The sequence below is a fragment of the Parasphingomonas puruogangriensis genome (assembly GCF_036663635.1).
Classification (GTDB): domain Bacteria; phylum Pseudomonadota; class Alphaproteobacteria; order Sphingomonadales; family Sphingomonadaceae; genus Sphingomonas.
Window position 1 is genome coordinate 547,898 of record NZ_JAXOJI010000002.1, and the last position, 22,635, is coordinate 570,532.

General features: G+C 66.1%; 24 protein-coding genes, 2 tRNA genes and 1 pseudogene. 5 read left to right on the top strand and 22 right to left on the bottom strand.

What is annotated here, in order from left to right; translation table 11 throughout:
• Nucleotides 1-38 precede the first annotated feature (38 nt).
• Nucleotides 39-1,490, top strand: a complete 1,452-nt coding sequence (locus U1739_RS08160; RefSeq protein ID WP_332706284.1) for an ATP-binding protein — start codon at nucleotides 39-41, stop codon at nucleotides 1,488-1,490.
• 94 nt (nucleotides 1,491-1,584) lie between these two features.
• On the opposite strand, the gene U1739_RS08165 is transcribed toward U1739_RS08160, so the two are convergent.
• From U1739_RS08165 to aroA, 12 genes are all read right to left on the bottom strand, one after another.
• Nucleotides 1,585-2,439 (bottom strand): hypothetical protein, encoded by an 855-nt coding sequence (locus U1739_RS08165; RefSeq protein ID WP_332706287.1) that lies wholly within the window; start codon nucleotides 2,437-2,439, stop codon nucleotides 1,585-1,587.
• Between the two features lie 277 nt (nucleotides 2,440-2,716).
• Entirely contained in the window at nucleotides 2,717-3,148 is a 432-nt protein-coding gene (locus U1739_RS08170; RefSeq protein WP_443025516.1) for a DUF4112 domain-containing protein, read from the bottom strand.
• A gap of 6 nt (nucleotides 3,149-3,154) precedes the next feature.
• Nucleotides 3,155-4,609 carry an ABC transporter substrate-binding protein gene (locus U1739_RS08175; protein ID WP_332706289.1) on the bottom strand — a complete coding sequence of 485 codons (1,455 nt, stop codon included), beginning with the start codon at nucleotides 4,607-4,609 and terminating at the stop codon, nucleotides 3,155-3,157.
• A gap of 145 nt (nucleotides 4,610-4,754) precedes the next feature.
• On the bottom strand, nucleotides 4,755-4,973 hold the full coding sequence (locus tag U1739_RS08180; RefSeq protein WP_332706292.1) for a hypothetical protein: 219 nt from the start codon (nucleotides 4,971-4,973) through the stop codon (nucleotides 4,755-4,757).
• 86 nt (nucleotides 4,974-5,059) lie between these two features.
• Nucleotides 5,060-5,145: transfer RNA gene (locus U1739_RS08185), tRNA-Leu, on the bottom strand.
• Between the two features lie 63 nt (nucleotides 5,146-5,208).
• On the bottom strand, nucleotides 5,209-5,490 hold the full coding sequence (locus U1739_RS08190) for an integration host factor subunit beta (protein WP_332706296.1): 282 nt from the start codon (nucleotides 5,488-5,490) through the stop codon (nucleotides 5,209-5,211).
• A gap of 205 nt (nucleotides 5,491-5,695) precedes the next feature.
• Complete coding sequence (gene rpsA, locus U1739_RS08195; RefSeq protein ID WP_332706299.1) at nucleotides 5,696-7,429, bottom strand: 30S ribosomal protein S1; 1,734 nt, start codon at nucleotides 7,427-7,429, stop codon at nucleotides 5,696-5,698.
• 461 nt (nucleotides 7,430-7,890) lie between these two features.
• The gene (locus tag U1739_RS08200; protein ID WP_332706302.1) at nucleotides 7,891-8,295 is read right to left on the bottom strand and encodes a hypothetical protein; all 405 of its coding nucleotides are present in this window, start codon (nucleotides 8,293-8,295) and stop codon (nucleotides 7,891-7,893) included.
• A 37-nt stretch (nucleotides 8,296-8,332) separates the two neighbouring features.
• On the bottom strand, nucleotides 8,333-8,554 hold the full coding sequence (locus tag U1739_RS08205) for a helix-turn-helix domain-containing protein (RefSeq protein ID WP_332706305.1): 222 nt from the start codon (nucleotides 8,552-8,554) through the stop codon (nucleotides 8,333-8,335).
• A gap of 2 nt (nucleotides 8,555-8,556) precedes the next feature.
• Complete coding sequence (locus U1739_RS08210; RefSeq protein ID WP_332706308.1) at nucleotides 8,557-9,078, bottom strand: DUF2975 domain-containing protein; 522 nt, start codon at nucleotides 9,076-9,078, stop codon at nucleotides 8,557-8,559.
• A 309-nt stretch (nucleotides 9,079-9,387) separates the two neighbouring features.
• Nucleotides 9,388-10,038 carry a (d)CMP kinase gene (locus U1739_RS08215; RefSeq protein ID WP_332706311.1) on the bottom strand — a complete coding sequence of 217 codons (651 nt, stop codon included), beginning with the start codon at nucleotides 10,036-10,038 and terminating at the stop codon, nucleotides 9,388-9,390.
• Complete coding sequence (gene aroA / locus U1739_RS08220) at nucleotides 10,035-11,381, bottom strand: 3-phosphoshikimate 1-carboxyvinyltransferase (RefSeq protein ID WP_332706314.1); 1,347 nt, start codon at nucleotides 11,379-11,381, stop codon at nucleotides 10,035-10,037. Before aroA ends, U1739_RS08215 begins: the two co-directional genes overlap by 4 nt.
• A gap of 103 nt (nucleotides 11,382-11,484) precedes the next feature.
• Between aroA and U1739_RS08225 the strand changes: the two genes are divergently transcribed.
• Together U1739_RS08225 and U1739_RS08230 are read left to right on the top strand one after the other, a co-directional pair.
• Nucleotides 11,485-11,802: an FYDLN acid domain-containing protein gene (locus U1739_RS08225; RefSeq protein WP_332706317.1), complete on the top strand. Its 318-nt coding sequence runs from the start codon at nucleotides 11,485-11,487 to the stop codon at nucleotides 11,800-11,802.
• Between the two features lie 92 nt (nucleotides 11,803-11,894).
• Nucleotides 11,895-11,970: transfer RNA gene (locus U1739_RS08230), tRNA-Ala, on the top strand.
• Nucleotides 11,971-12,144: 174 nt separating this feature from the next.
• Here U1739_RS08230 and U1739_RS08235 read toward each other — a convergent pair.
• From U1739_RS08235 to nadC, 3 genes are all read right to left on the bottom strand, one after another.
• Entirely contained in the window at nucleotides 12,145-12,852 is a 708-nt protein-coding gene (locus U1739_RS08235) for a ribonuclease T2 family protein (protein WP_332706320.1), read from the bottom strand.
• Nucleotides 12,849-13,274 carry a hypothetical protein gene (locus U1739_RS08240; protein ID WP_332706323.1) on the bottom strand — a complete coding sequence of 142 codons (426 nt, stop codon included), beginning with the start codon at nucleotides 13,272-13,274 and terminating at the stop codon, nucleotides 12,849-12,851. Before U1739_RS08240 ends, U1739_RS08235 begins: the two co-directional genes overlap by 4 nt.
• A gap of 61 nt (nucleotides 13,275-13,335) precedes the next feature.
• Nucleotides 13,336-14,181 (bottom strand): carboxylating nicotinate-nucleotide diphosphorylase, encoded by an 846-nt coding sequence (gene nadC, locus U1739_RS08245; protein WP_332706327.1) that lies wholly within the window; start codon nucleotides 14,179-14,181, stop codon nucleotides 13,336-13,338.
• Between the two features lie 250 nt (nucleotides 14,182-14,431).
• Between nadC and U1739_RS08250 the strand changes: the two genes are divergently transcribed.
• Both U1739_RS08250 and U1739_RS21150 read left to right on the top strand, forming a co-directional pair.
• Nucleotides 14,432-16,219, top strand: coding sequence for a DUF885 domain-containing protein (locus tag U1739_RS08250; protein ID WP_332706330.1), 1,788 nt, complete (start codon nucleotides 14,432-14,434; stop codon nucleotides 16,217-16,219).
• Nucleotides 16,220-16,371: 152 nt separating this feature from the next.
• Nucleotides 16,372-16,566, top strand: a pseudogene (locus tag U1739_RS21150) (IS1 family transposase); the annotation flags it as partial.
• Nucleotides 16,567-16,759: 193 nt separating this feature from the next.
• On the opposite strand, the gene U1739_RS08255 reads toward U1739_RS21150, so the two are convergent.
• The 7 genes from U1739_RS08255 to U1739_RS08285 all read right to left on the bottom strand — a co-directional run bounded on the left by U1739_RS08255 (nucleotide 16,760) and on the right by U1739_RS08285 (nucleotide 22,559).
• A complete protein-coding gene (locus tag U1739_RS08255; RefSeq protein WP_332706333.1) occupies nucleotides 16,760-16,945 on the bottom strand; it encodes a hypothetical protein in 186 nt (61 codons plus the stop codon).
• 86 nt (nucleotides 16,946-17,031) lie between these two features.
• On the bottom strand, nucleotides 17,032-18,042 hold the full coding sequence (gene nadA, locus U1739_RS08260; RefSeq protein ID WP_332706336.1) for a quinolinate synthase NadA: 1,011 nt from the start codon (nucleotides 18,040-18,042) through the stop codon (nucleotides 17,032-17,034).
• A gap of 28 nt (nucleotides 18,043-18,070) precedes the next feature.
• Nucleotides 18,071-18,871 carry a hypothetical protein gene (locus U1739_RS08265; protein ID WP_332706339.1) on the bottom strand — a complete coding sequence of 267 codons (801 nt, stop codon included), beginning with the start codon at nucleotides 18,869-18,871 and terminating at the stop codon, nucleotides 18,071-18,073.
• Nucleotides 18,872-18,940: 69 nt separating this feature from the next.
• The gene (locus U1739_RS08270) at nucleotides 18,941-19,666 is read right to left on the bottom strand and encodes a DUF4230 domain-containing protein (RefSeq protein WP_332706342.1); all 726 of its coding nucleotides are present in this window, start codon (nucleotides 19,664-19,666) and stop codon (nucleotides 18,941-18,943) included.
• Nucleotides 19,666-20,532 (bottom strand): MBL fold metallo-hydrolase, encoded by an 867-nt coding sequence (locus U1739_RS08275; RefSeq protein ID WP_332706345.1) that lies wholly within the window; start codon nucleotides 20,530-20,532, stop codon nucleotides 19,666-19,668. The genes U1739_RS08270 and U1739_RS08275 overlap by 1 nt, the downstream gene beginning before the upstream one ends.
• 51 nt (nucleotides 20,533-20,583) lie before the next feature.
• Nucleotides 20,584-22,194, bottom strand: coding sequence for a M56 family metallopeptidase (locus tag U1739_RS08280; protein ID WP_332706348.1), 1,611 nt, complete (start codon nucleotides 22,192-22,194; stop codon nucleotides 20,584-20,586).
• Nucleotides 22,191-22,559, bottom strand: a complete 369-nt coding sequence (locus U1739_RS08285; RefSeq protein WP_332706351.1) for a BlaI/MecI/CopY family transcriptional regulator — start codon at nucleotides 22,557-22,559, stop codon at nucleotides 22,191-22,193. The genes U1739_RS08280 and U1739_RS08285 overlap by 4 nt, the downstream gene beginning before the upstream one ends.
• Nucleotides 22,560-22,635: the final 76 nt, after the last annotated feature.

The following is a 22,635-nucleotide window of genomic DNA, read 5'->3' on the forward strand; positions in this document are numbered from 1 at the left end:
CTTGCCCCGTGCCGCCCGCATCGGCCACAGCGTGCGGCATGACGGTTCAGGTGGATATGGGAATGGATTCGGCGGGCAGCCCCGTGTCCATGGACCTCGAGGAACTGCTCGCCACCCGTCTGCTGGTGCAAGGGAATTCCGGCTCGGGCAAATCACACCTGCTGCGCCGCCTGCTCGAAAAAAGCGCCGGGCACGTCCAGCAGATCATCATCGACCCTGAGGGCGATTTCGTCACGCTGGCCGAGCCTTACGGCCATGTCGTGGTCGAGGCGGTCAATTATTCGGTGGTCGAGATCATCCGCTTCGCGTCGCGCTGCCGCGAAGCGCGCGCCTCGGTGGTACTCGATCTCGAAGGGCTCGATGCGGAGGGGCAGATGCGCTGCGCAGCGGCGTTTCTCGGCGCGCTGTTCGATGCGCCGCGCGAACATTGGTATCCGGCTTTGGTGATCGTCGACGAGGCGCAGGTATTTGCCCCCGCAGTCGGCGGCGATGTCGCCGAGGACGTGCGGAAAGCCTCGCTTGCGGCGATGACCAATCTGATGTGTCGCGGGCGCAAACGTGGCCTGGCCGGCGTGATCGCGACTCAGCGACTCGCCAAGCTGGCCAAGAACGTGGCGGCCGAGGCGTCGAATTTCCTGATGGGCCGCACCTTCCTCGACATCGACATGGCCCGCGCGGCCGATCTGCTCGGCATGGAGCGCCGCCAAGCCGAGGCGATTCGCGATCTCGCGCGCGGCACGTTCCTGGCGCTCGGCCCCGCCGTGTCGCGCCGCCCGGTGTCGATCCGCATCGGCGCGGTCGAAACGTCGGCGAGAAGCGGCAGCCCGATTCTCACCCCCCTGCCCGCCAAACCCGGCCGCGACATGCAGGATATGCTGGCGGCCGAGGCGGAGCAGCCGCAATTCGTCATGCCGCCGCGCGCACCGAAGCCAGCACCGGTCGAGCAGGTGCTGGGCGACATGGACGAGGAGGAGGCCGCCGCGCCGTCCTCTTTGCCGGACCAGCCCGAAATCGATACGGCGCAGGTTACCGCTGACGTGCTGCGCGCGATCGTCGCCGACGACGAAGCCGCGGCGCGCTCGGCGGCGGTATTGTTTCAGGATTTCCAGGTGCGCTGCCGCATGGTTGGCGTGCAACGCTCGCCGCTCGATCTCTCGGCCTTCGCCCGCCGCCTTGCCGCTGCCCGCGCGGGGATCTTCGACGGGCTCGACGAGGAATGGGCCCCGGTGATCGAGATCGCGCAGGACCTGCCCGACGACATGCTCGGCGCCTTCCTGCTGATCGCCCGCGCCGCGCGCGACGGCGAACTCTGCCCGACCGACCAAGAAGTCGCGCGGATCTACGGCACCAGTTCGCTGGGGCGCGCGCGCCGCGTGATGAGCTATATCGAGGGGCGCAACATGTTCGTGACGCGGATCGATCTGGCGGGGAAGCGGTCGATCACCATCCCGCGGCTGGGCTGGACGACGCAGCCGGCGGAAGCGGCTTAAACGCTTCCCCTTCCGAGCGCTTCCCCGGCGGAGGCCGGGGCCCAGTCGCGGAACGGAAGGTAAGTACCGCTGCGCTTCATGACATCGGCCGTCGCTACTGGGCCCCGGCCTCCGCCGGGGAAGCGGCTACAATATTGGGCTCTCGCAGCGCATACCAACGTTCCAGGTCGACATAGCCGCCCGGGAAATCCTCCTGCGCCTCAGGAATCGACGTCACCTCCTGCAACACCAGGCTCAGAACGTTGCCGCTGTGGCGCAACACCAGCCCCAGCCGATCGAGCCGATCGAGCGCATGGGGATCGCCGAGCGACGCTTCCGCTCGGATGGCGTCGCAAGCGTCAAGCAGCTCCATCTCCTTCACGGCATAATCGTAGGGCGCGGTGTCGCTGGAGACGACCGCATCGAACCCCATGATGTGGTTGCTGAGCGAGCCATAGGATGAGGCAAAGTCCTCGCTCGCCAGCGGGACGCCGGTGCCATGCGCGTTGATCGCCAGCGCGCCGCCGACGCTGAGATTGCCCGGCGCCGGCACATGCGGGAAGGAGAAGCCGGGCGCCGATCCCTGCCCGCCCGCCTGCCCCTGCAGAAACGTGAGCAGATCGAGCATCGTCGCGCCGACGCCGGCCTGCACCATCGGGGGCGCAGCGCCGCTGGCCGGGATCATCGTCAGGCTGGTGAGGTTCTTGGTCGTGTCGCAGATGATCACATTGGCATTGGGCTTGGTGTCTTCGCCCACGGTAAGCGGCGACCAGCCATGCCGGATGCCTTTGGCACGCACCTGCCATGGCGGGGTCTGCGCCTTGGCCCAATTGCACACCTGCACCACTTCGTCCGCGCTTTGCGGTTCGCACGTCCATAGTGGATCCACCACGATGGTCTGCGACCAGTTGCGATAGGTACGGGAATGGAGCTTGATGGTCTTCGGAAAACCGGCCGGCTTGTCGGGCATGTCTCGCCTCCCCACGCCACAAGCGGACATGCGGGAATGCGCCCCCGGACCAGGAGCCCGGAGCCGGGGACGGATGTCAGGCGGCGTCCCAGGGAGTATCGATGCGGGCGGGGCATCGGCCCAGCGCAATCAGGTCCATTCCGGCGGCTTGGCTTTCACTCACGCGCGGCCGTTCCCCGGCGAGTAGCGCGACGGCGGTGATAGAACGCTGCGCGCCGTTACTTCCGCCTGCGCGACTGGAACCCGGCCTTGGCCGGGGAAGCGCTGCAGGGAAAGGCTAGTTGTTGACTGTCGCCGTCGACGGATGATGCTTGTCGAGATGCTTCTTGATGATGCGCAGATTGCGGCTGTTCGAGCGGAAGAAGAAATCGGGCACCGCGCCGACGAATGGGATCAGGCCGAGCATGAAATCGACCCCGACATTGCCGAACATGCGGCTGATCTGCATCTTGGACATGCCGAGATTGCGCGCCTCCCATACCATCCACGCGCCCATCGCCGAGGCGACCACGCCGCCGCCTATGGGTATGATATCAAGGATCACATCGAGCCCGACCTTGCGGTTGGTGCCCGGGATGGTGAACAATCCCTCGAGCAAATGCTCCATCGCCACGACGCGCTGGCGCACCGCCGCCGCGTCCGTACCGAACGGGATCATGCCCGCGATCTTGCGGGCGGGGTCGGAGTCGATGCGCGTGGTGTTGGCCATGATGACTCAATTGGTGTCGTTACGGAGATGATTCAACGGGTGCCACGCGCGGGCGTTCCCTTGCCACTGTCGTAATCGTAGCGCGACCAGCGACCAGCGCAGCGGCCGGGCGAGCGGAATATAGGCGCTGTCGGCGGCCAGCGCCGCGTCCGCCTCGGCCAGGCGCGCAGCGCGGGAAGCGCCATCGGGGGCGTCACGGGCGGCGTCGATCGCCGCCTCGGCCTCGTCGCCGCACGGCGCGCAGGCGGTGGCGAGATACCAGCGCGCGCTGTCATACGGCGCCACCGCATCGATCAGGCGCAGATCGGCGGGGTCGCGTGGCCCGACGCGGAGCGGCCGGATGCCCAGCGCGATCAGGCTGGCGCCAATCTTGGCGTATAGGATCGTCCCGCCCGGGCCGGCGGGCAGCGCGAGGCGCAGCGTCAGCGCGCCGGCTTGACCCTCTTTCCACGCCGCGACGAGCCGCTGCGCATTGCCCAACCGTACCGCCGGCGCGACGCCATTCCACGCCGGCAGCACCGGCGCGGTCGCGGAATCGAGTTGTTCGGGAAGCAGTTGCGTGACCGGCGCCCAACCCGGAACGAACGCCTCCAACACCGCGCCACGATCGATCGCCGCGGCCAGCGCGGCACGATGCGCCGCCTCGCCCAAAAAGCCGCTGCGGTCGCTGACTATCAGGCCGAACAGCCCCGCCGCCGGATCGATGCGTCGGCTGGCCGGCGGAATGTCGGCAGCCGCCAGCGACGGCCAGTCGGCCACCGTCCCGCCACTGACCAGATCGGATTGCCCGGCGCCAAAACGCACGATCGCGCGCGCGGCGCGCTCCGCGATCAGCCGTACGTCGTCTTCGGCTGCCGGCGCCTCGACCTCGTCGGGCGAGCGCGTGAGATCCGGCGCGGCGCGCAGCACCGCTTGCCCGCGGGTGATGCCGATGATGCGCAACGGCCCGCTCCCGCTCGGCGGGCGCGTGCGAAAGATCGCCAGTTCGGGTTGGGCGAACAATTTGAGCAGATCGGGCCGCGGGCGCTTCAGCCGCACTTCGATCACTTCCGGAGTCATCTCGACGATCTCGTCGATCGCGCTGAGGAACGGCAGCAGCGGATTGCGCGATCCTTCAGCCAATTGCCGCCGCAGCACGGTCACGACCTGCGCCGCGGTGACCGGCTTGCCATCACGCCAGGTCGCGTCGCGCAGCCGGAAGATGTAGCTCATGCCATCGTCGATGACGATCCAGCGCTCGGCGATGCCGGGCTCGATCTGCCCGGCGGCGTCGAAGCGCACCAGCCCCTGGGCGGTCGCATCGAGCATTATCCGCGCGGGAAAGTCGAGCCGGCCACGCGACGAATCGGCCACCAGCAGGTCGGCGCCGATCGCGCTGACCACGATCTGCCCGGCATCGCGCCGCCGGTCGCAGCCCGACAGCAGCACGGCGGCGATCAACAGGGGGGCGCGCAAATTCACGGACGGTGCGGGTCGGCAGCAGGCATCATCGCATCTTGCCACCTGCGTCGCCCGCGCGCCACAGCCGTGCGGCAGATACGGCGATCGACAACGCGGCCGGCAAAACGGCGCGCGCGGCCGGGCAACCCGCCCGCGCGCGCCGGGATCAGCCGCGCGTGCCGCGGAACGTGTTGAGCAGAGCGACTGCGGCCACGCCGAGCAACGCAGCGCTCGCCCAAGGCTTGGCCTTGGCGAAGTTCTTGGCCTTGTCGGTGATCGGCGCGTCGCCGGCAAAGTGCGTGCGGAACGCATCGCTCAAGCCGGTCTTCTTGTTCGACGTATCGGCCGAGACGGTATTGGTCGGGGTGGTGGTTGCGTCGGTCATAACTATCTCCGTCACCTGCGCGGGAATGCGGCGGTCCGGGCGTCAACGCGCGAGCCGCGCGACGGTGCCGTGCTCCACAGCATCAATGGTGCGGACGGCGGGACTCGAACCCGCACGCCTCGAAGGGCAGAAGATTTTAAGTCTCCGGCGTCTACCATTCCGCCACGTCCGCACGCCGCTCCCGTGGCGCGGACCGGGGGCTGTCGTCAACCGCCCACGTGAAGCGTAGCGCGCATCACTCGACGTTGAGACGACCGCGCATTTCCTTGCCGGGCTTGAAATAGGGCACGCGCTTGGCCTCGACATCGACCGTCTCGCCGGTGCGCGGATTGCGCCCGGTGCGGGCCTCGCGCGCGCGGGTCGAGAAAGCGCCGAAGCCGCGCAGTTCGACCCGGCCATCCTGCGCCAGGCGCTTGACGATCTCGTCGAAGAACGTGCCGACGATCGCCTCGATATCGCGCGGCGCGAGATCGGGATTGTCCTGTGCGAGGGTTTCAACCAGCTCGGATCGGATCATGATAGCGCCCCTGTTCCGGCATCCGGCCCGCAGACAAGCGGGGCGGCGACGCCGGACCCGCCCGGTATCATAGTCTGCCTGCGTAACGATAACTTGATAAAAGTCAATGCGATAGGCCAGATGCGACATCAAGCCCGCAAAGAAAAGGGCGGGCGGGGATCGCTCCCCGCCCGCCCTCGACAGCCCGAGCCTCGCGGCGCGCGGCTTACTTCTTAGCGTCGCCGCCCTGTGCCTTGAGTGCGGCACCCAGGATGTCGCCCAGCGATGCGCCCGAATCGGACGAACCATATTGTGCCACGGCCTGCTTCTCTTCCGAGATCTGCATCGCCTTGATCGAGAAGGTCGGCTTCTTGGACCGGTCGAACCCGGTGACCATCGCGTCGAACTTCTGGGCGGTCTGGAACCGCTCAGGACGCTGCTCGTCGCGATCGCGGCCGAGATCGGTGCGCTTGATGAAGCCCGTCGCGCCATCGTCGCCGACCTGCACTTCGAGACCCGCGTCGCGGACTTCCAGAACCGTGACCGTGACGATCTGGTTCTTGTTGAGGCCCGAACCCGCTGCTGCCGTGCCGCCTGCGGCGACGCCGCCGGCTGCCGGTGCGCCACGCTCGAGCTGCTTCATGCCGAGCGAGATGCGCTCCTTTTCGGCATCGATATCGAGCACGATGGCCTGGACGGTCTCACCCTTGCGATGCAGGTTGAGCGCGTCCTCGCCCGAGACGCCCCAGGCGATGTCGGACATGTGGACCATGCCGTCGACATCGTTGTCGAGGCCGATGAACAGACCGAATTCGGTCGCGTTCTTGACTTCGCCTTCGACGGTCGAGCCGATCGGATGCGCTTCCAGGAAGGCATCCCACGGATTGGCCTGGGCCTGCTTGAGGCCGAGGCTGATGCGGCGCTTGTCCGAATCGACCTCGAGCACGATGACTTCGACTTCCTGCGAAGTCGAAACGATCTTGCCCGGATGGACGTTCTTCTTGGTCCAGGACATTTCCGAGACGTGCACCAGGCCTTCGATGCCCGGCTCGAGCTCGACGAACGCACCATATTCGGTGATGTTGGTGACGCGGCCCGACAGCTTGGCGCCGATCGGGTACTTCGCCATCGCGCCGTCCCACGGATCGCTCTCGAGCTGCTTCATGCCGAGCGAGATACGCTGCGTGTCCTTGTTGATGCGGATGATCTGCACCTTCACGACGTCGCCGATGTTCAGCACTTCGCTCGGGTGACCGACGCGCTTGTAGCTGAGATCGGTGACGTGCAGCAGGCCATCGATGCCGCCGAGATCAACGAACGCACCGTAATCGGTGATGTTCTTGACCACGCCGTCGATGATCTGGCCTTCAGCCAGCGACAGGATGAGGCCCGAACGCTGTTCTGCACGCGTCTCTTCGAGGATCGCACGACGCGAGACGACGATGTTGCCGCGCTTGCGGTCCATCTTGAGGATCTGGAACGGCTGCGGGATGTCCATCAGCGGGGTCACGTCGCGGACCGGGCGGATATCGACCTGCGAACCGGGCAGGAAGGCCACGGCGCCGTTGAGATCGACGGTGAAGCCACCCTTCACGCGGCCGAAGATCGTGCCCTCGACGCGGGCGGTCTTGGCGAATTCGGTTTCCAGCTTGTCCCAGGCGGCTTCGCGGCGGGCGCGATCGCGCGACAGCATCGCTTCGCCGTGGATGTTTTCGACGCGGTCGACATAGACTTCGACTTCGTCGCCGATCTTGAGATCGGCCTTCTGGCCTGGTGCTGCGAATTCGCGCAGCGGCACGCGGCCTTCCGACTTCAAGCCGACGTCGATGACGGCGAGGTCGTTTTCGATGCCGGTAACGGTGCCCTTGACGACGCGGCCTTCGAAGCTGTCGGCGCCGCCGAACTGTTCATCGAGCATGGCGGCGAAATCGTCGCGGGTAGGATGTGCCTGAGTGGCCATAAAGAGGGATCGTCCTAAGTTTAGTTTCCGGCCAGCCGGTTGGATCCGGCGGTCTTGGCCAAAATACCGCGGCGGCCGAGTGCCGGACGCGGTATCCGTTCGGACAGTGAAGGAGGGGATCGCAAGGAATGCGAAAAGGGCGCACGAGACGAGACTCGGCGCCTTCCCCCGAGAGCAAAGCCCGCCGGACGAAGCGCGCATAGCGCAAGGAGGGAGAAATGGCAAGATAAGTGCTGGCGCGTGGCACGCGCGGCGCATTTTGTTGGGGCGCCTCAACGCTTGAGCGGTTGCAAGCGCGCAAGCCCGTCAGGGGCATGCCGGGCGGCAGCCGCCGCTCGCAACAAGCGACGTTCGACCGGTGGTGATCACCGACATAACGCTACCCCATCGATCGGCCCCTCATCCTGAGCCCACGATCCGGCCACCACAGCGATCCCGTTAGAGGTTCTTTTGCGGGGGTCCTACCGCCGCCAAGGTGCTCCGGGGCCCACGATATAGGCACGCAGCACGTAATCCCACGGGATGACCAATGCGATCAGCGCCGCCATCAGGCACTCCATAGCGGTCTCGGCCGCCGCAGCATCGAGGCGCCCGCCGGCCCATAAAGGTAGCGCAACACGCAGCAGCCAGATGGCTTTCCACGTTATTTCCCAGAACAGGAGCGGCAGCATCAGGAGCGGGTGACGCATGCCGACGAGCGCAAGCAGCGACAAGGCGCCCAGCATGGCGACGACGACGCCTCGGTCCGGATCCCACGTCCTCGCCGGATCGAGGATCGAAGGCCAGACGGTTAGGCCCAGACCAACGATTAGCAGCAGATAGCCGGCGCGCAGCAGATTGGCACGCCAAGTAGACAGTTCGGGCATGGTTGACTGCTCCAGTGTGATAGGCCGTTGCTTGGGGTCACCGGCCGGGTGGATCGTCCGGGTGAAAGGAGAGAATGTCGCCAGGCTGGCATTCCAAAACGGCGCAGATTGCCTCCAGCGTAGAGAAGCGCACAGCCTTGGCCTTGCCGGTCTTCAGGATCGACAAATTGGCCAGCGTGATGTCGACCGCTTGCGACAGATCGGTGAGGGACATGCGCTGCCGTGCGAGCATGTCGTCTAGATGCACCGTGATCGGCATCGTCAGACGGTGCCCGTCAGATCGTCGCGCATGACCGATCCGGCCGCGAAAACGCGGGCGAGCACGAACACCATCAGGGTCGCCAGCCATCCGCCAAACGATATGTCGCCAACGGGTGCGGCCGAACCAAGGCTCGGCCAGAACCTCGCCAGCATCGCGCAGCGCAGATCGAGCAATTGCAGGACAAGCAGCGCCCAGCCAATCCGCCGCAGTCGGTCGGCATTGGCGAGCACGAACGGGTCGCCTAGCCGAGCGCTTTCCACGATGGCTGCCAGTGGCACCAACAGCCGATCGATGGCGATCGTCATGACGATCCCGATCGCCATGAGCAACTGGGCGCCGAGCAGGGCAGCCGATACGTCAACCGAGGGGTCGGCCCTGACCACCAAGTCGCGATAAAAGCCGGGAACAGCCCATGTGCCGGCGAGTCCGACCGCTATGGCAGCGAGCATGAGCCCGTTGGCGACGCGACCGAAGCGAACGATCACCGCTGCACTTCCTACCAGATGATCCCGCTGTCGCATCCCCGTCTCCTTATTGATATTCGATAAGGATTGCCGGAGGCTGTGTCAATATATTTATCGATAAACAATACGTCATCGAGGGTCCGAGGCGTCGATAGTTGGCGGTTCACGCGGCCTTGCCGGATCGGCGTCGTTTCAGGACAGCGCGACACGCGATGATGGGATCGAGGGGGTAAGGCTCGCAGTATTATTTAGGAGCTCGGCCTCGCGACGAATCGCGGCACGAATTCAGGACAACCGCCACGCTTTCGAGCGTCATGCCGTCGGACAAGCACTGGGGCATGGGCTGGTTATAACCGGAACGGCGCTTCAGCCCTTGTCCGTGTCCCGCTCGCCTTTCAGCGCGACCTGCCGCTCGACCAGTTCGATCGCGCGCTGCACCGAAGCTTCGATCGACAGGAAGCTGGTGTCGAGCAAGGCCGCGTCCGGCGCCGCCACCAGGGGCGCTGCGCTGCGCGTCGAATCGCGCAGGTCGCGAGCGCGGATGTCGGCCAGCACCTTGTCCAGGCTGACGGTCGAGCCGTTGTCGCGCAGTTCCGAGTGGCGGCGCTTGGCACGGATCGAAGGCGTGGCGCGGATGAAGAGCTTGGCGTCGGCGTCCGGAGCGATCACCGTGCCGATGTCGCGGCCGTCGAGCACCGCGCCGCCCGGTTGCGCGGCGAAGCGCTTCTGGCGGTGAAACAACGCCGCGCGCACCAAGGGGTGCGCCGAGACGATCGAGGCCAGCTTGCCCACTTCGTCGCTGCGCAGCACCGGATCACGCAGCAACGCATCGTCGAAATCGCACGCCGCGACCGCATCGGCCTCGATGCCGTGATCCAGCTCCATCCGCGTCACCGTCTCGGCCACGGCGCGGTACAGCAGGCCGGTGTCGAGCAGCGGCAGCCCGAAATGCCGCGCGAGCGCGCGGGCGATCGTGCCCTTGCCGGAAGCGGCGGGTCCATCGACGGCGATGATCATGTGGTGGCCAACTCGTTCATCCCCTTGAGCGTGTCGAGCGTCGCAAAGAATATGGGATAGCTCGTTGCGACCGGCGAGACATCGTCGATCGTTACCGGCGCCGCGCTGACCATTGCGGCGACCGCCAGGCTCATCGCGATGCGGTGATCGAGCAGCGAGGCGATCGTGCCGCCGCCGGCAAGCGCCGCGCCGCCGCTGCCAGTGATCGCCAAGCCATCGTCAAACTCTTCCGTCGCCACGCCGATCGCACCGAGCGCGGCGACCATGGCCGCGATGCGGTCCGATTCCTTCACCCGAAGCTCGTGCGCGCCGCGCGCCACGGTGCGCCCGGTGGCGCAGGCAGCGGCGACGAACAGCACGGGATATTCGTCGATCATGCTCGGCGCGAGCTCGGGCGGCACCTCGATCGCGCTGAGCGCTGCGTGGCGCACGCGCAGATCGGCGACCGGCTCGCCGCCGACGGTGCGGGCGTCCTGCTCGGTGATGTCGGCGCCCATCATGCGCAAAGCGGTGAAGATGCCGGCGCGGGTCGGGTTGAGCCCGACATTGGTGACGACGATATCGGAGCCGGGCACGATCGTCGCCGCCACCACCAGGAAGGCGGCGGACGAGGGATCGCCGGGCACGACGATATGCTGCGGCTTGAGCTCGGCCCCGCCAACGAGCGAGATCACCCTGCCCTCCGACGTCTCCTCGACGGTAAGATCTGCCCCGAAGCCGGCCAGCATCCGCTCGCTATGGTCGCGCGTCGCCACCGGCTCGATCACCCGCGTGATGCCCGGCGTGTTGAGCCCGGCGAGCAGGATCGCCGACTTCACCTGCGCCGAGGCGACGGGGAGCGTGTACGTGATCGGCACGGCGGGGTTCATACCCCGCACCATCAACGGCAGGCGCCCGCCGGGGCTGGCAGTGATATCCGCGCCCATCTGCGACAGCGGCTCAATCACCCGCGCCATTGGCCTGGCCGAGAGCGAGGCGTCGCCGGTGAAGGTGGCGGTGATGCCGTGGCTGGCGATCAACCCCATCAACAGCCGGGTCGACGTGCCCGAATTGCCCATCTCCAGCGCGCGCGCCGGCTGCATTAGCCCACCGACGCCAACGCCGTGGACATGCCAAACGCCGTCTTCGTCGCGCGTGATCTCTGCGCCCATCTGTCGCATCGCCGCGGCAGTGGCGAGCACGTCCTCGCCCTCGAGCAACCCTTCGATCCGGCTTTCGCCGACGGCCAGTGCCGACAGCATCAGCGCACGGTGGCTAATCGACTTGTCGCCGGGCACGCTGACCCGGCCGCTCAGCGGGCCGGAACGATGGATCTCGCGGGGGGTGGGAACGGGGTGTGCCATGCGGCCTGCGCTTTGACAGTGCGCTTGTGCTATGGCAAGGCGCGCCCCACTTTGCTGGGCATCCCTCAGCAAACTCCCGAATTTCGAAAGGTTCAACCAAGCCATGGTCAAGGCCGAATGGGGCACGAAGCGCACGTGCCCGAAATGCGCAACGCGCTTCTACGATCTGGGCAAGGAAGATCCGGTCACCTGCATCGAATGCAGCTCGACCTGGACGCCGGAGCCGATCCTGAAATCCAAGCAGCCATTGCCGTTCGAGCAGGCCAAGCCTGAGCTGGTCAAGAAGGACGACGATCTCGCCGGCGACGACGAGGATATCGACACCGGTGAAGACGAAGAGCCCTCGCCCGACGACGAGGTCGATCTCGGCGGTGACGACGATCTCGGCGTGGAAACGCCGGTCGAGCAGGACGAGCATTGAGTTAATTGGCAAGCGGTGTTCGACACCGCTTGCCAAAGCGGCGAGGCCCCTTTAGGGGCAGCGCCTTCCCGGGGCCAACCCACCCGGGAGATGGGGCCGTAGCTCAGCTGGGAGAGCGTTCGCATGGCATGCGAAAGGTCAGGGGTTCGATCCCCCTCGGCTCCACCATTTCCTATTTTGCGCGATTAGTTGCGCGATCGAGACGGCCCAAGGGGCCCCCTCACTTCAAAGCGGTACCGTTCCCCTGCCCACGCAGGGGCCCAGGGTTACAAGCGATGCGCTCGGGTCTCTGGACCCCTGCGTTCGCAGGGGGAATTAGGCAGTTCGAGATTAAGACCGGCGCTAGCGCCGCCCGCGCCAGATCTTGAGCTTGGCGGTGGCCGCAATGCCCCCCGAACCCGGCCGGCAGCGTTCGTAGCGATAGGCCTTATCGAGGCACAGCCACAATTCGTCGAGCCAGCCCTGCTTGGTCGCGGTGATGCGGATCGAGTTCGCCGGCAGCCCCGGATTGACCGCGGCCATTGCCCGGGCGAACCCGCCGGCGGTCAGCGGCCGGCGCGACAGCGCGTCCATGTCGGGGTAGCGCAATTTGCCGTACAATTGCGTCGAGCGGCGGAAATAGGCCGCCGGCGTGGTGCGCATGCAGGTGCCGTGCTTGGCCCATTCGTGCTGGATCAATTGCGGCGACGGCGTTGCGCAGAGCGTGTCGCGGATCACCTTGCGCGGCACGATCGGCGTCGCCGCGCAATATTGCGGCCATTCGGCCCCCACCCCGTCCGGCCACAGGCCGTGCAGCGTGAAGCCGAAGCGATTGCCGCTGCCGCACTGAAAGCGTGCCGGCCCATCGCCGGCATTGGTGCGGCAATATTCCGGCGCCCAGGTCAGCGCCAGCGTGTAGCTGCCGATCGGCAACACACGCTTGGGCTGGCTGGCCGACGGCAGATCCGGCCGCGGCGTCGCGATGGTGCGCGGGATGGCGCACTGATACGCCTGGGCGTGCGCCACGCCCGGCACGAACAGCACCGTCGCGGCGGCCAGCAGATGCTTCATACGGTCTCGATGCGGTTTTCGCCGAACCAGGCCTTGGTATCGGGCTTGAACAGGAAACTGACGGCAACGGCCTGCAGCACGGTGTTGAAGATGCCGATGAAGCCGCTCAGGCCGCCGGGGTAGCTGCCCATCAGCAGCGCGAACAGCGTGCCGAGAATGCCGAAGCCGAGCAACACGACGACGATCCACTTGGCCACCGCGCTGCCCTTGCGCGCAATGAAATACCAGATCGCCAAGGTGATAGCGAAACCGATCAGCGTGGTCACCGGCAGGAACCAACTGCCCATCATCGCCGCTTGCGGGCTGGCGGCGAACGTCGCGCTGGTCGCAGACCAGGCCAAAGCGGTATTGACCAGGCCGATCACAAAGGCAGCAAGATAGCAGCGTTCGAAATTGACGATCGATTGTGGACGGTGTTCCATCGACTCATTCCCCCCATGTTACGGGCATGAGCCTAATGCGGTCATGTTACAGTGCCAAGCTTCAGGCGGCGGCGAAATCGAGCCCGATATCGGCGGCCGGCGCGGATTGGGTCAGGCGCCCGACGCTGACATAGGTCACCCCCGTCTCGGCAATGGCGCGGATCGTATCGAGCCGCACGCCGCCCGACGCTTCGGTCGGCACACGCCCGCCGACCAATGTCACCGCCCCGCGCAGCATCGGCGGGGCCATATTGTCGAGCAGCAGATGTGTCGCGCCGGCCGCCAGCGCAGGTTCGATCTGATCGATCGAATCGACTTCGACGATGATCTGCGCGATCCCCGCCGCCTTCGCCCGCGCCACCGCTTCGCCAACGCCGCCGGCGACCGCGACATGGTTGTCCTTGATCATCGCCGCATCCCATAGCCCCATGCGATGATTGGTCGCGCCGCCCATCCGCGTGGCGTATTTTTCCAGCAGGCGCAGGCCGGGAATGGTCTTGCGGGTATCGAGCAACGTCGCGCCGGTGCCGAGGATCTTGTCGACATAGCCGCGCGTCATGGTGGCGATGCCGGAGAGGTGCTGCACGGTGTTGAGCGCCGACCGCTCGGCGGTGAGCAGCGCGCGCGCGCTGCCCTCCAGACGCATCAGATCGGTGCCGGCGGCTACCTTCTGGCCGTCCTCGACGAGCAATTCGATCCGCACATCCGGATCGAGCCGGCGGAAGAAGGCTTCGGCGATGCCCAGGCCCGCGACGACGATCGCATCGCGACTGTCCATCGCGCCGGTGAAGCGCGCATCGGCGGGAATGACCGCGGCGGAGGTGATGTCGCCGATCGTGCCGAGATCCTCGGCCAGCGTGGCGGCCACGAAGGCGTCGAGATCGAAGCCGGGGAGCGTGAAGGTCATGGGCGCGGCTGTGGCACAGCGGTGGCGTGCGGGACAGTGCGAATTGGCGGGTAGCAGCCCCCTTCCGCTAATCCTTGCCCGGCGAAGGCCGGAGCCCAGTCGCGACGGCTTCGGTAATGGAGCGCAACAGCCGCTACCGGCTGTTCCACTACCGGGCCCCGGCCTCCGCCGGGGAAGGATCAAGGGTAACGATTTGATCTCCCGGAAACCCTGTCTAGGGTGCGACCAAACCTCAGTGTGAGACAAACCAATGCGCCTCCTCCCTGCCCTGCTCCTCGCCACCGCTGCGCTGCCGATCCTGCCCGTGACGGCCACGGCGCAAACCGCGAGCGCGCGACGCAGCAACGACGAGCAGCGCTTCGCCGCGCTGTCGCAGCGTTATATCGATGGCATCGCCCGCTTCGCGCCGACCTATGGCACCGCGCTCGGCGATCACCGCTTCGACGACCAGATCGGCGACGTGTCGGCGACGGGCCGCGCGGCCGTGGTGGCGCATGATCGCGCGCTGCTGGCCGATCTGGCCAAGATCGATCGCAAGAAGCTCGGCCGCGAAGCGCAGGTCGATGCGGCGCTGCTCGACAATGCGCTGCGCTACGAGCTGTGGCAGATCGAGGTGCTGAAGAACTGGCGTTGGGATATCCAGATCTACAACGACACGGCGGGCGGCGCGCTCTACGGCCTCGCCGCGCGCGATTTCGCCCCCTGGCCGCAGCGGCTGAAGGCGGCGACGGCGCGGATGGAGCGCATGCCCGCATTCCTGGCGCAGGCGCGCGCGGAAATCGTGCCCGCCTTGGTGCCACAGATCTTCGCCACCACTGTGGCCAAGCAGAATGGCGGCATGGTCGAGATTGCCGAGGGCATGCTCGCACCCCACCGTGATGAGCTGAACGCCGCCGACCGCAAACGCTTCGACACTGCGCTTGCCACCTTGAAGAGCGCGGCGACGGAGCACCAGAAGTGGCTCGACACCGTACTGGTGCCAAAGGCCAAGGGTGAGTTGCGGCTCGGCGCCAAGCTCTACGACCAGAAGATGAAATACGCCTTGGTGTCGAATCTAACGCGCCCGCAGATCAAGGCCCGCGCCACCGCCGCGCTCGCTGACACGCGCGCCCAGATGTACGATCTCGCGCAGCAAGTGCTGGCCGGCAAGCCGGGCGCCCCTGCTTTGCCCAAGCGGCCCACCGCGGCGCAGCAGCAAGTGGCGATCGAGGCCGCATTGCAGCTGAGCTACGCCCAACGCCCGGCGCGCGACGGGCTGATGGCCAAGGCCAAGCAGACGCTGGCGCAAGCGACCGATTTCGTCCGCGCCAAGAACCTCATCACGATGCCCGACGCGCCGGTGCGCATCATCACCATGCCCAAGTTCCAGCAGGGCGTGGCGGTGGCCTATTGCGACAGCCCCGGGCCGCTGGAAACGTCACTGCCGACCTTCTACGCGATCTCGCCGATCCCGGACGAGTGGACCGATGCGCAGGCCACCTCGTTCCTCAGCGAATATAATGATTACATGATCCAGGATCTGAGCATCCACGAAGCGATGCCGGGCCATTACCTGCAGATCGCGCACGGCAATCAGTATAAGTCGGTGCTGCGCGCCGTGCTGTCGTCCGGGCCGTTCGTCGAAGGCTGGGCGGTCTATGCCGAGGGCATGATGATGGACGCGGATTATATGAACGGCGATCCCTTGTTCAAGCTGACCGTGCTCAAGATGCGGCTGCGCTCGATTACCAATTCGCTGCTCGATATCGGCATCCAGACCGAGGGGCTCACGCGCGAACGGGCGATGCAGATGATGATGCAGGGCGCGTTCCAGCAAGAGCGCGAGGCCTCTGGCAAATGGGTCCGCGCCAGCCTGGGATCGACGCAATTGCTGAGCTATTTCACCGGCTATTCGGAGCATGTCGCGATGCGCGCGGAAGCGCAAAAGCGGCAGGGCGCAGCGTTCGACCTGAAGGCGTATAACGACGCGGTACTGGCGCACGGCTCGCCGCCGGCGCGGTTCGTGCGGGAGCTGATGTTCGGGCTGCCGATCAGCTGAGTCGGCGCCCGTCTAGTCGCCTGCCTTGCCCAGCAGGCCGACGATCGTCTCGCTGAGGTTGCTGCCGACATGCCGGTCATACAGCAACCACAGCAGGACGATCACGATCAACCACAGAATGCTGAACACCGACGAGGAAATATTCGGCGGGCAACGTTCACGCGCTGTCGCTCTACCTCGTGTTCTATAACTTCTGCCGTATCCATAAGACGCTGCGCATGTCGCCCGCGATGGCGGCTGGCGTTACCGATCGGCTTTGGTCGCTAGAGGATGTGCTGGTGCGGATTGACGCGGACGCCCCAGCTCCCCCTAAGCGTGGGCCGTACAAGAAGCGGGAGACGGTCTGATGGAGCCTAGGGCGCTTATCGCTATCGCGGTCTACTCCTTCATCGTCTTCCGGACCGTGCAGGGCCTAAGAACCGGGCGGGTCCAATTCTCAGGAATTACTGGCGATCGTACGAAGGCAGTTAGAGCCTATTGGGCTATCATGAGCCTCTATTTTGTCGCGCTCGCCGCGATCGCATTGGCGGCGCTCGGCGTTTACGGTGAGTTATATTGAACTGAGACACTACCGAACCGTCCGATCGTCTTGATCGCGACCACCGCGGCGATCGATTCCCAGCTATGCGCGATCAGGTCGGCGGCGATGATCAGGCGTTCGAGCGCGCCGATATAACGGCCGACATTGGCGGTTGGCTTCGGCGCGGGATTGTCCGCCGAGGCCACGGCTTTGGCTAGTCCCAGACCCGTCAATGGATCATGAAGCGATGAGACCCTATTTTGGGTCAAAAGCAAATAGCCCCCCTTAAGGGTCAATCACCACTGACGCGCACTGGTCCTAGGTCCCCCATCCCCACCGTACCGCTGGCCATGGCCAGCATCGCATCGAGACTTTTCTTGGCCTGTAACCGCAGCCCTTCCTCGATCTCGATCCGGGGCGCGAGATCGCGTAGCGCGATGTACAATTTCTCCAGCGTGTTCAGCGCCATGTACGGGCAGATGTTGCAGTTGCAGTTCCCATCCGCACCCGGCGCGCCGATGAAATTCTTCAGCGGCGCGGCCTTTTCCATCTGGTGGATGATGTGCGGCTCGGTCGCCACGATCAGCGTGTCGCCGGCCATCGCGTCGGCATAAGCCAGGATACCGCTGGTCGAGCCGACATAGTCGGCGTGATCGAGGATGTAGGGCGGGCATTCGGGATGCGCCGCCACCGGCGCGCCGGGATGCTGCAATTGCAGCTTGAGTAACTCGGTTTCGCTGAACGCCTCATGGACGATGCACACGCCAGGCCATAGCAGCATCTCCCGCCCCGTCTTGCGCGCGAGATAACCGCCGAGATTCTTGTCCGGGCCGAAGATGATCTTCTGGTCCAGCGGGATCTGGCTGAGGATCTTTTCCGCCGACGAACTGGTGACGATCACGTCGCTCAGCGCCTTCACCTCGGTCGAGCAGTTGATATAGGTCAGCGCGATGTGATCGGGATGCGCCTTGCGGAACGCCTCGAACTGGTCGGGTGGGCAACTGTCCTCGAGGCTGCACCCGGCATTCATGTCGGGCAGCACGACGATCTTGTCGGGGCTGAGGATCTTCGCCGTCTCGGCCATGAAGCGCACGCCACAGAAGGCGATGACATCGGCATCGGTCGCCGCGGCCTTCTTCGACAGGTCCAGGCTGTCGCCGACGAAATCGGCGAGATCCTGGATTTCCGGCTTCTGATAATAATGCGCGAGGATGACCGCATTCTTCTCCTTGCGGAGACGATCGATCTCGGCGCGCAGGTCCAAGCCCGTCAGCGTGCCGCCGATACCGTTCCGTGCGTCCATGTCTATATCCTCGTGCGACCGTTGCCGGTCACATGGACGCGGGTCGCCCCGTGATCAAGGGCGTGCCGGGAAACGGGGGATACACATCGGGCGCAACGCTCGCGCCGGGCGAGCCCGCCGCCACGCTGCGATAGATGGCCGTGCCAATGGGCGAATAGGTGATCACCTCCGTCAACAACGCTGCGGCGATCACCGCGCCGGTGCCCCATACAAAGCCTGGATGGACCGATCCGCGCCGACGCAGATCATGGACGATCCCCGACAGCGGAAAGACCAGCACGGCGAGGAACGTCGCCTCATAGGCATAGGGGATCAATAGCGGCATCGGCAGCAGCCGGCCGAAGGCTGGCCCCAGCAGCACCGCCATGCCGCAATAATGCAGCCTGCGGTGCCACTCCGTCTGCCGCCTTTTGACGATCGCCGCCGCGGTCAGCCCGGCAAAGGCAAATACGCTCACCGGATTGAGGATCAGGAAGTGTACCGGCGTGAAAAAGAATGGCGCGCTCCCCGCGCGCACCATCCGCACGGTGACCAACGTGCCCATCACCACCATCGCCACGGTCCAACCGGCAGCGATCCAGCCGAGCCGGCGATGCAGCGCCTGCGCTCCCGTGGCCGCGAAGACGTTCTGCGCGACGTAGATCGCCACCCAGCCCATGAACACCACCGCATGCACATGCACGATCGGCGGCGCGCCGAACGAAGACCGGCCCATGGCGAATTGCAGCGAGAAGCCGGCGAGCACGACGGCCGCCATTGCGATGCTGGTGGTGAGGAAGAAGCGGTCCCGCCAGACCGCGCCTGGCGCCGGTGCGACTATCGTGGCCAATGCTCACCCCCCGATGATACTAAACTCCGTGTATGGGAACAGTATCACAGCGGCGGCGTCATCGCTACGTCAGTAATGGTTGGCCAGCACGTCTTGCGGCGTATTGCTCGTGTCCCAGCGATCATTCGAGCCTGGCCGCTCATACGGGAAGACGATCGCCACGCGGACATCACCGACTCCCGCCGCCTGCAACGGACCGCCAAGCAGCTTGGCCAAGGCCCGCCGGGCATTCTCGCGCGCCGCCGCGATCCGCTCCGGCTTGCGCGCTTCGACCGAGGCCGTGCGCCGCGCGCCGATCGACACTTGCCGGGCCAATGCCTCGGCCGCCGCGCGCGTGACGAACAGGCCGCGCGTCTCGCTGACGCTGGTCGCGCCTTCATCGACATTGGGCGCGGCGACGGTGACGTCGGGCGCCATGATGGTCAGCACCCGCGCGCCCTGATCCCAGCGATAATCGCGCCCGCCGAGCTTGGAGACATCGACGAAATAGTCGACGCTGAACGGCGCCTTCACCACTTTGTCCGACGCCAGCATGCCGAAGCCACGCACGTCGGAGGCGGTGCTCTGCACCGTGCCCGACAGCGATCCGACCTTCAGCGCGCTGGCGCCGGTGAAGGTCGCGCGCACGACGCGATCGATCGCGGCACCATCGTCGCGCCGCTCGACGACATATTTCTCTTCATATTTGTCATAGCCGATCTTGGCGATCACCACCGCGACGAGGATGGCGAGGATCGCCGCGACGATCGACGCCATCGGGCGGTTGGGCTGCGGCTGCGGTTGCGGCTGTAGCATCAGGCGACCATTCCCTGCGGCGACCACGTCTCGCCGTTCGGCACGACCAAGCCGCGCGTGCGCAAATCGATCAGATGCGCCAGCACCGAACGCTCGGCCGCCGGGAACAGCCGCGGGTCGATACCGACATACATCCGCTCGACCATCGCCGGAATGTCGCGCGGCTCCTCGCGCAGCAACCGGAGGATCTGCCCCTCGCGCTGCTTGCGATGCCCGATCATGCCGCGCACCAGCCGCTTGGGCGTGTCGACCGGATCGCCATGCCCGGGATAATAGATGCGGTCGTCGCGCGTGTGCAGCTTTTCCAGGCTGCGGATATAGTCGCCCATATCGCCATCCGGCGGCGAGACGATGCTGGTCGACCAGCCCATTACATGATCGCCGCTGAACAGGGCGCCCGTCTCCGGTAGCGCGAAGCACAGATGGTTCGAGGTATGGCCCGGCGTATCGATCGCGGTCAGCGTCCATCCCTGCCCGCCTACCGATTCCCCATCGGCCAGCACGCGATCGGGCGCATAAGCGTGATCGAACGAGGCGTCGGCGCGGGGACCGCTATCGTCCATCGCCAGCGGCGCGCAGCCGACGATCGGCGCACCGGTCGCCGCCTGCAGCGCCCGCGCCCCGGGGCTGTGATCGCGGTGCGTATGGGTAATGACGATCGCGCCCAACGGTCGGCCGGCGAGCGCGGCGAGGATCGCTTGCGTGTGCCCTGCATCCTCCGGCCCGGGATCGATCACCGCCAGCTCGGTGGCGCCGACGAGATAGGTTTGCGTGCCGGTATAGGTATAGGGCGAGGCATTGGGGGCGAGCAGCCTGGCGACCAGGGGTTCTAGCGTCTCGGGCACGCCGGGAAGTTGCTCGCTCATGGGCTCCGAAATGGCGCGTCGGTCGAGCGAAGGCAAGGGACGTCCACCGCGTCAGTCCTCCGTTGCCCGGTCGGACGCCGCTTCGGCGATAGCCTCGTCGATTCCCGCCAGCGCTTCGGCACGGGCATCGGCGGCTAGCGCCCGGTTTGTCTCCAGACTGGCGCGCGCGGTGCGCAGGCCGGCGAGCGCGGCGCGGTGCGCATTGCGCTGAATCTCCTGGCTGTTCGCCGCCACCATCGCGCCGTGCGCAGCGGCCGCCTCGATGCGGTTGGTGCAGATGATGATGCGGCGCTTGCCGTCGGCCATCTGGTGGAGCACCATCTCCTTGCTATCGGCAGCCCCCGCACACGTCTGCGACAAGACTTCCGGCGTGTCCCAGCGCTGCGTGTGGACTTTGCCATGCTTGTCGCGCGTCACGACCTTGATCCGGCTGATTGTCCTGCCATCGTCGCCGGTGGTGCTCGTCGTGATCACTTCGCGGCTGTTGCGGGCAGGCGTGGGCGGCGCCGGCGGCGTCGGCGGCTCGGGCAGTTCGGCGGCCTCGGGCGGTTGCGGCAGTTCCGCCTTGGTTGGCGGCGCGGGCGGCGCCGGCGGCGCGACGGCGTGGCCGGCCAGATCGAGCCCCGTCGTCGTCTCGACGCGCTGGCGCACGGTTTCCGCCGCCAGCGTGCCCGATGCGGTCAGGCCGAGCCCGGCAATGGTCAGCGCGGCGACCGCGGCGGCCCCACCGATCATACGCGAGCGGCTGGTCTTCCTGGTCGTCAGCATCTTCAGTCTCCCTTTGAGATCATTGATCGTGTGGAGGTGGCAGGCGGCGGAGACGGCGCCACCATGGGCGGATTTGACGATCGCACGGCCATAGGCATGGCGCAGCGTCTGGGCGCGGCCGGCCAGCACCAGCGCATCGCAAGCCATTTCCTGATCGGCGCGGAAGGCGCGGAACGCCCGCCAGGCGATCGGATTGAACCAGTGAATCGCAAGCACGAACAGCGCCACCCAGTTGGCGATCAGATCGCCACGGATATGATGGCCAAGCTCATGGGCAAGCGCGAGATCGCGCTCGATCTCGTCATAGCGTTCCGTGAAGTCGCGCGGGAAGGCGACATATTTGCGCCAGATCCCGAAAGCGAGCGGACCGTGCGCAGCATCGGTTTCGATCACGCGCACCCGACCCTCGGCCACCGTCCGGTCGGCCCGCGCGCGGGCGATCAGATGCCGGCAGAAGCGACGGTGCGCGATCAGGTGATAGCCGAGGAAGACCAGCGCACCGACCGCCCACAGCCCTAGCAGCAGCAGTAACAGATTGGGCCCGTCCGCAGCGCGGGTCGGCGGCACCAATACCGCCGCGGCATGATGGCCGGCGAGCTCCAAGTCGATCCGGGTGACGACCGACGGGTCGATCTCGGCGGGCAGCGTCGCAGGGTTGAGCACGCCCATGACCATCCCCGGCGCCGCCGCCGCCTGCTGCGTCAGCGGCCCGATCAGCCGGCTGAGACCCCAGTCGCCCGGCAGCGACGGCAGGAACAGCCGGATCACCGGCATCGACCACAAGGCATAGGCGACATGCGGGCCGAAGGCCGTGCGCACGGGCGCGCGGATCGCGAGCACCAGCGCCATCAGCAGCGTGGTGGCGACAAGCGTCTCGATGCCCCAGCCGATCACGATTTGAGATCCTTGAGCAATGCCTCGATCTCGGCGATATCGCTGGCGGTCAGTTCGTCACGCTCGGCGAGATGCGCGACCAATGGCGTGAGCTTGCCGCCGAACAATCGGTCCATCAGCTTCTTCGATTCGCCGGCGACATAATCGCCGCGTGCGACCAGCGGGCGATACAGATACCGCCGCCCCTCCTCCTGATGGCCGATGATGTTCTTGGCCAGCAACCGACCGAGCAGAGTCTTCACCGTGTTGGCACTCCAATCGCGGCCGGCGGGAATACGCTCGCCGACATCCTGCGCGGAGAGCGGGCTCTCATCCCACAGCACCTCCATCACGGCATGTTCCGCATCGCTGATCCGTTCGGCCATCTCGAGTCGCTCCGGTTGTGACTACGTGTGTAATCGTACTGATTACGGCTGTAGTCAAGAGCCTTCCGCCACCCCC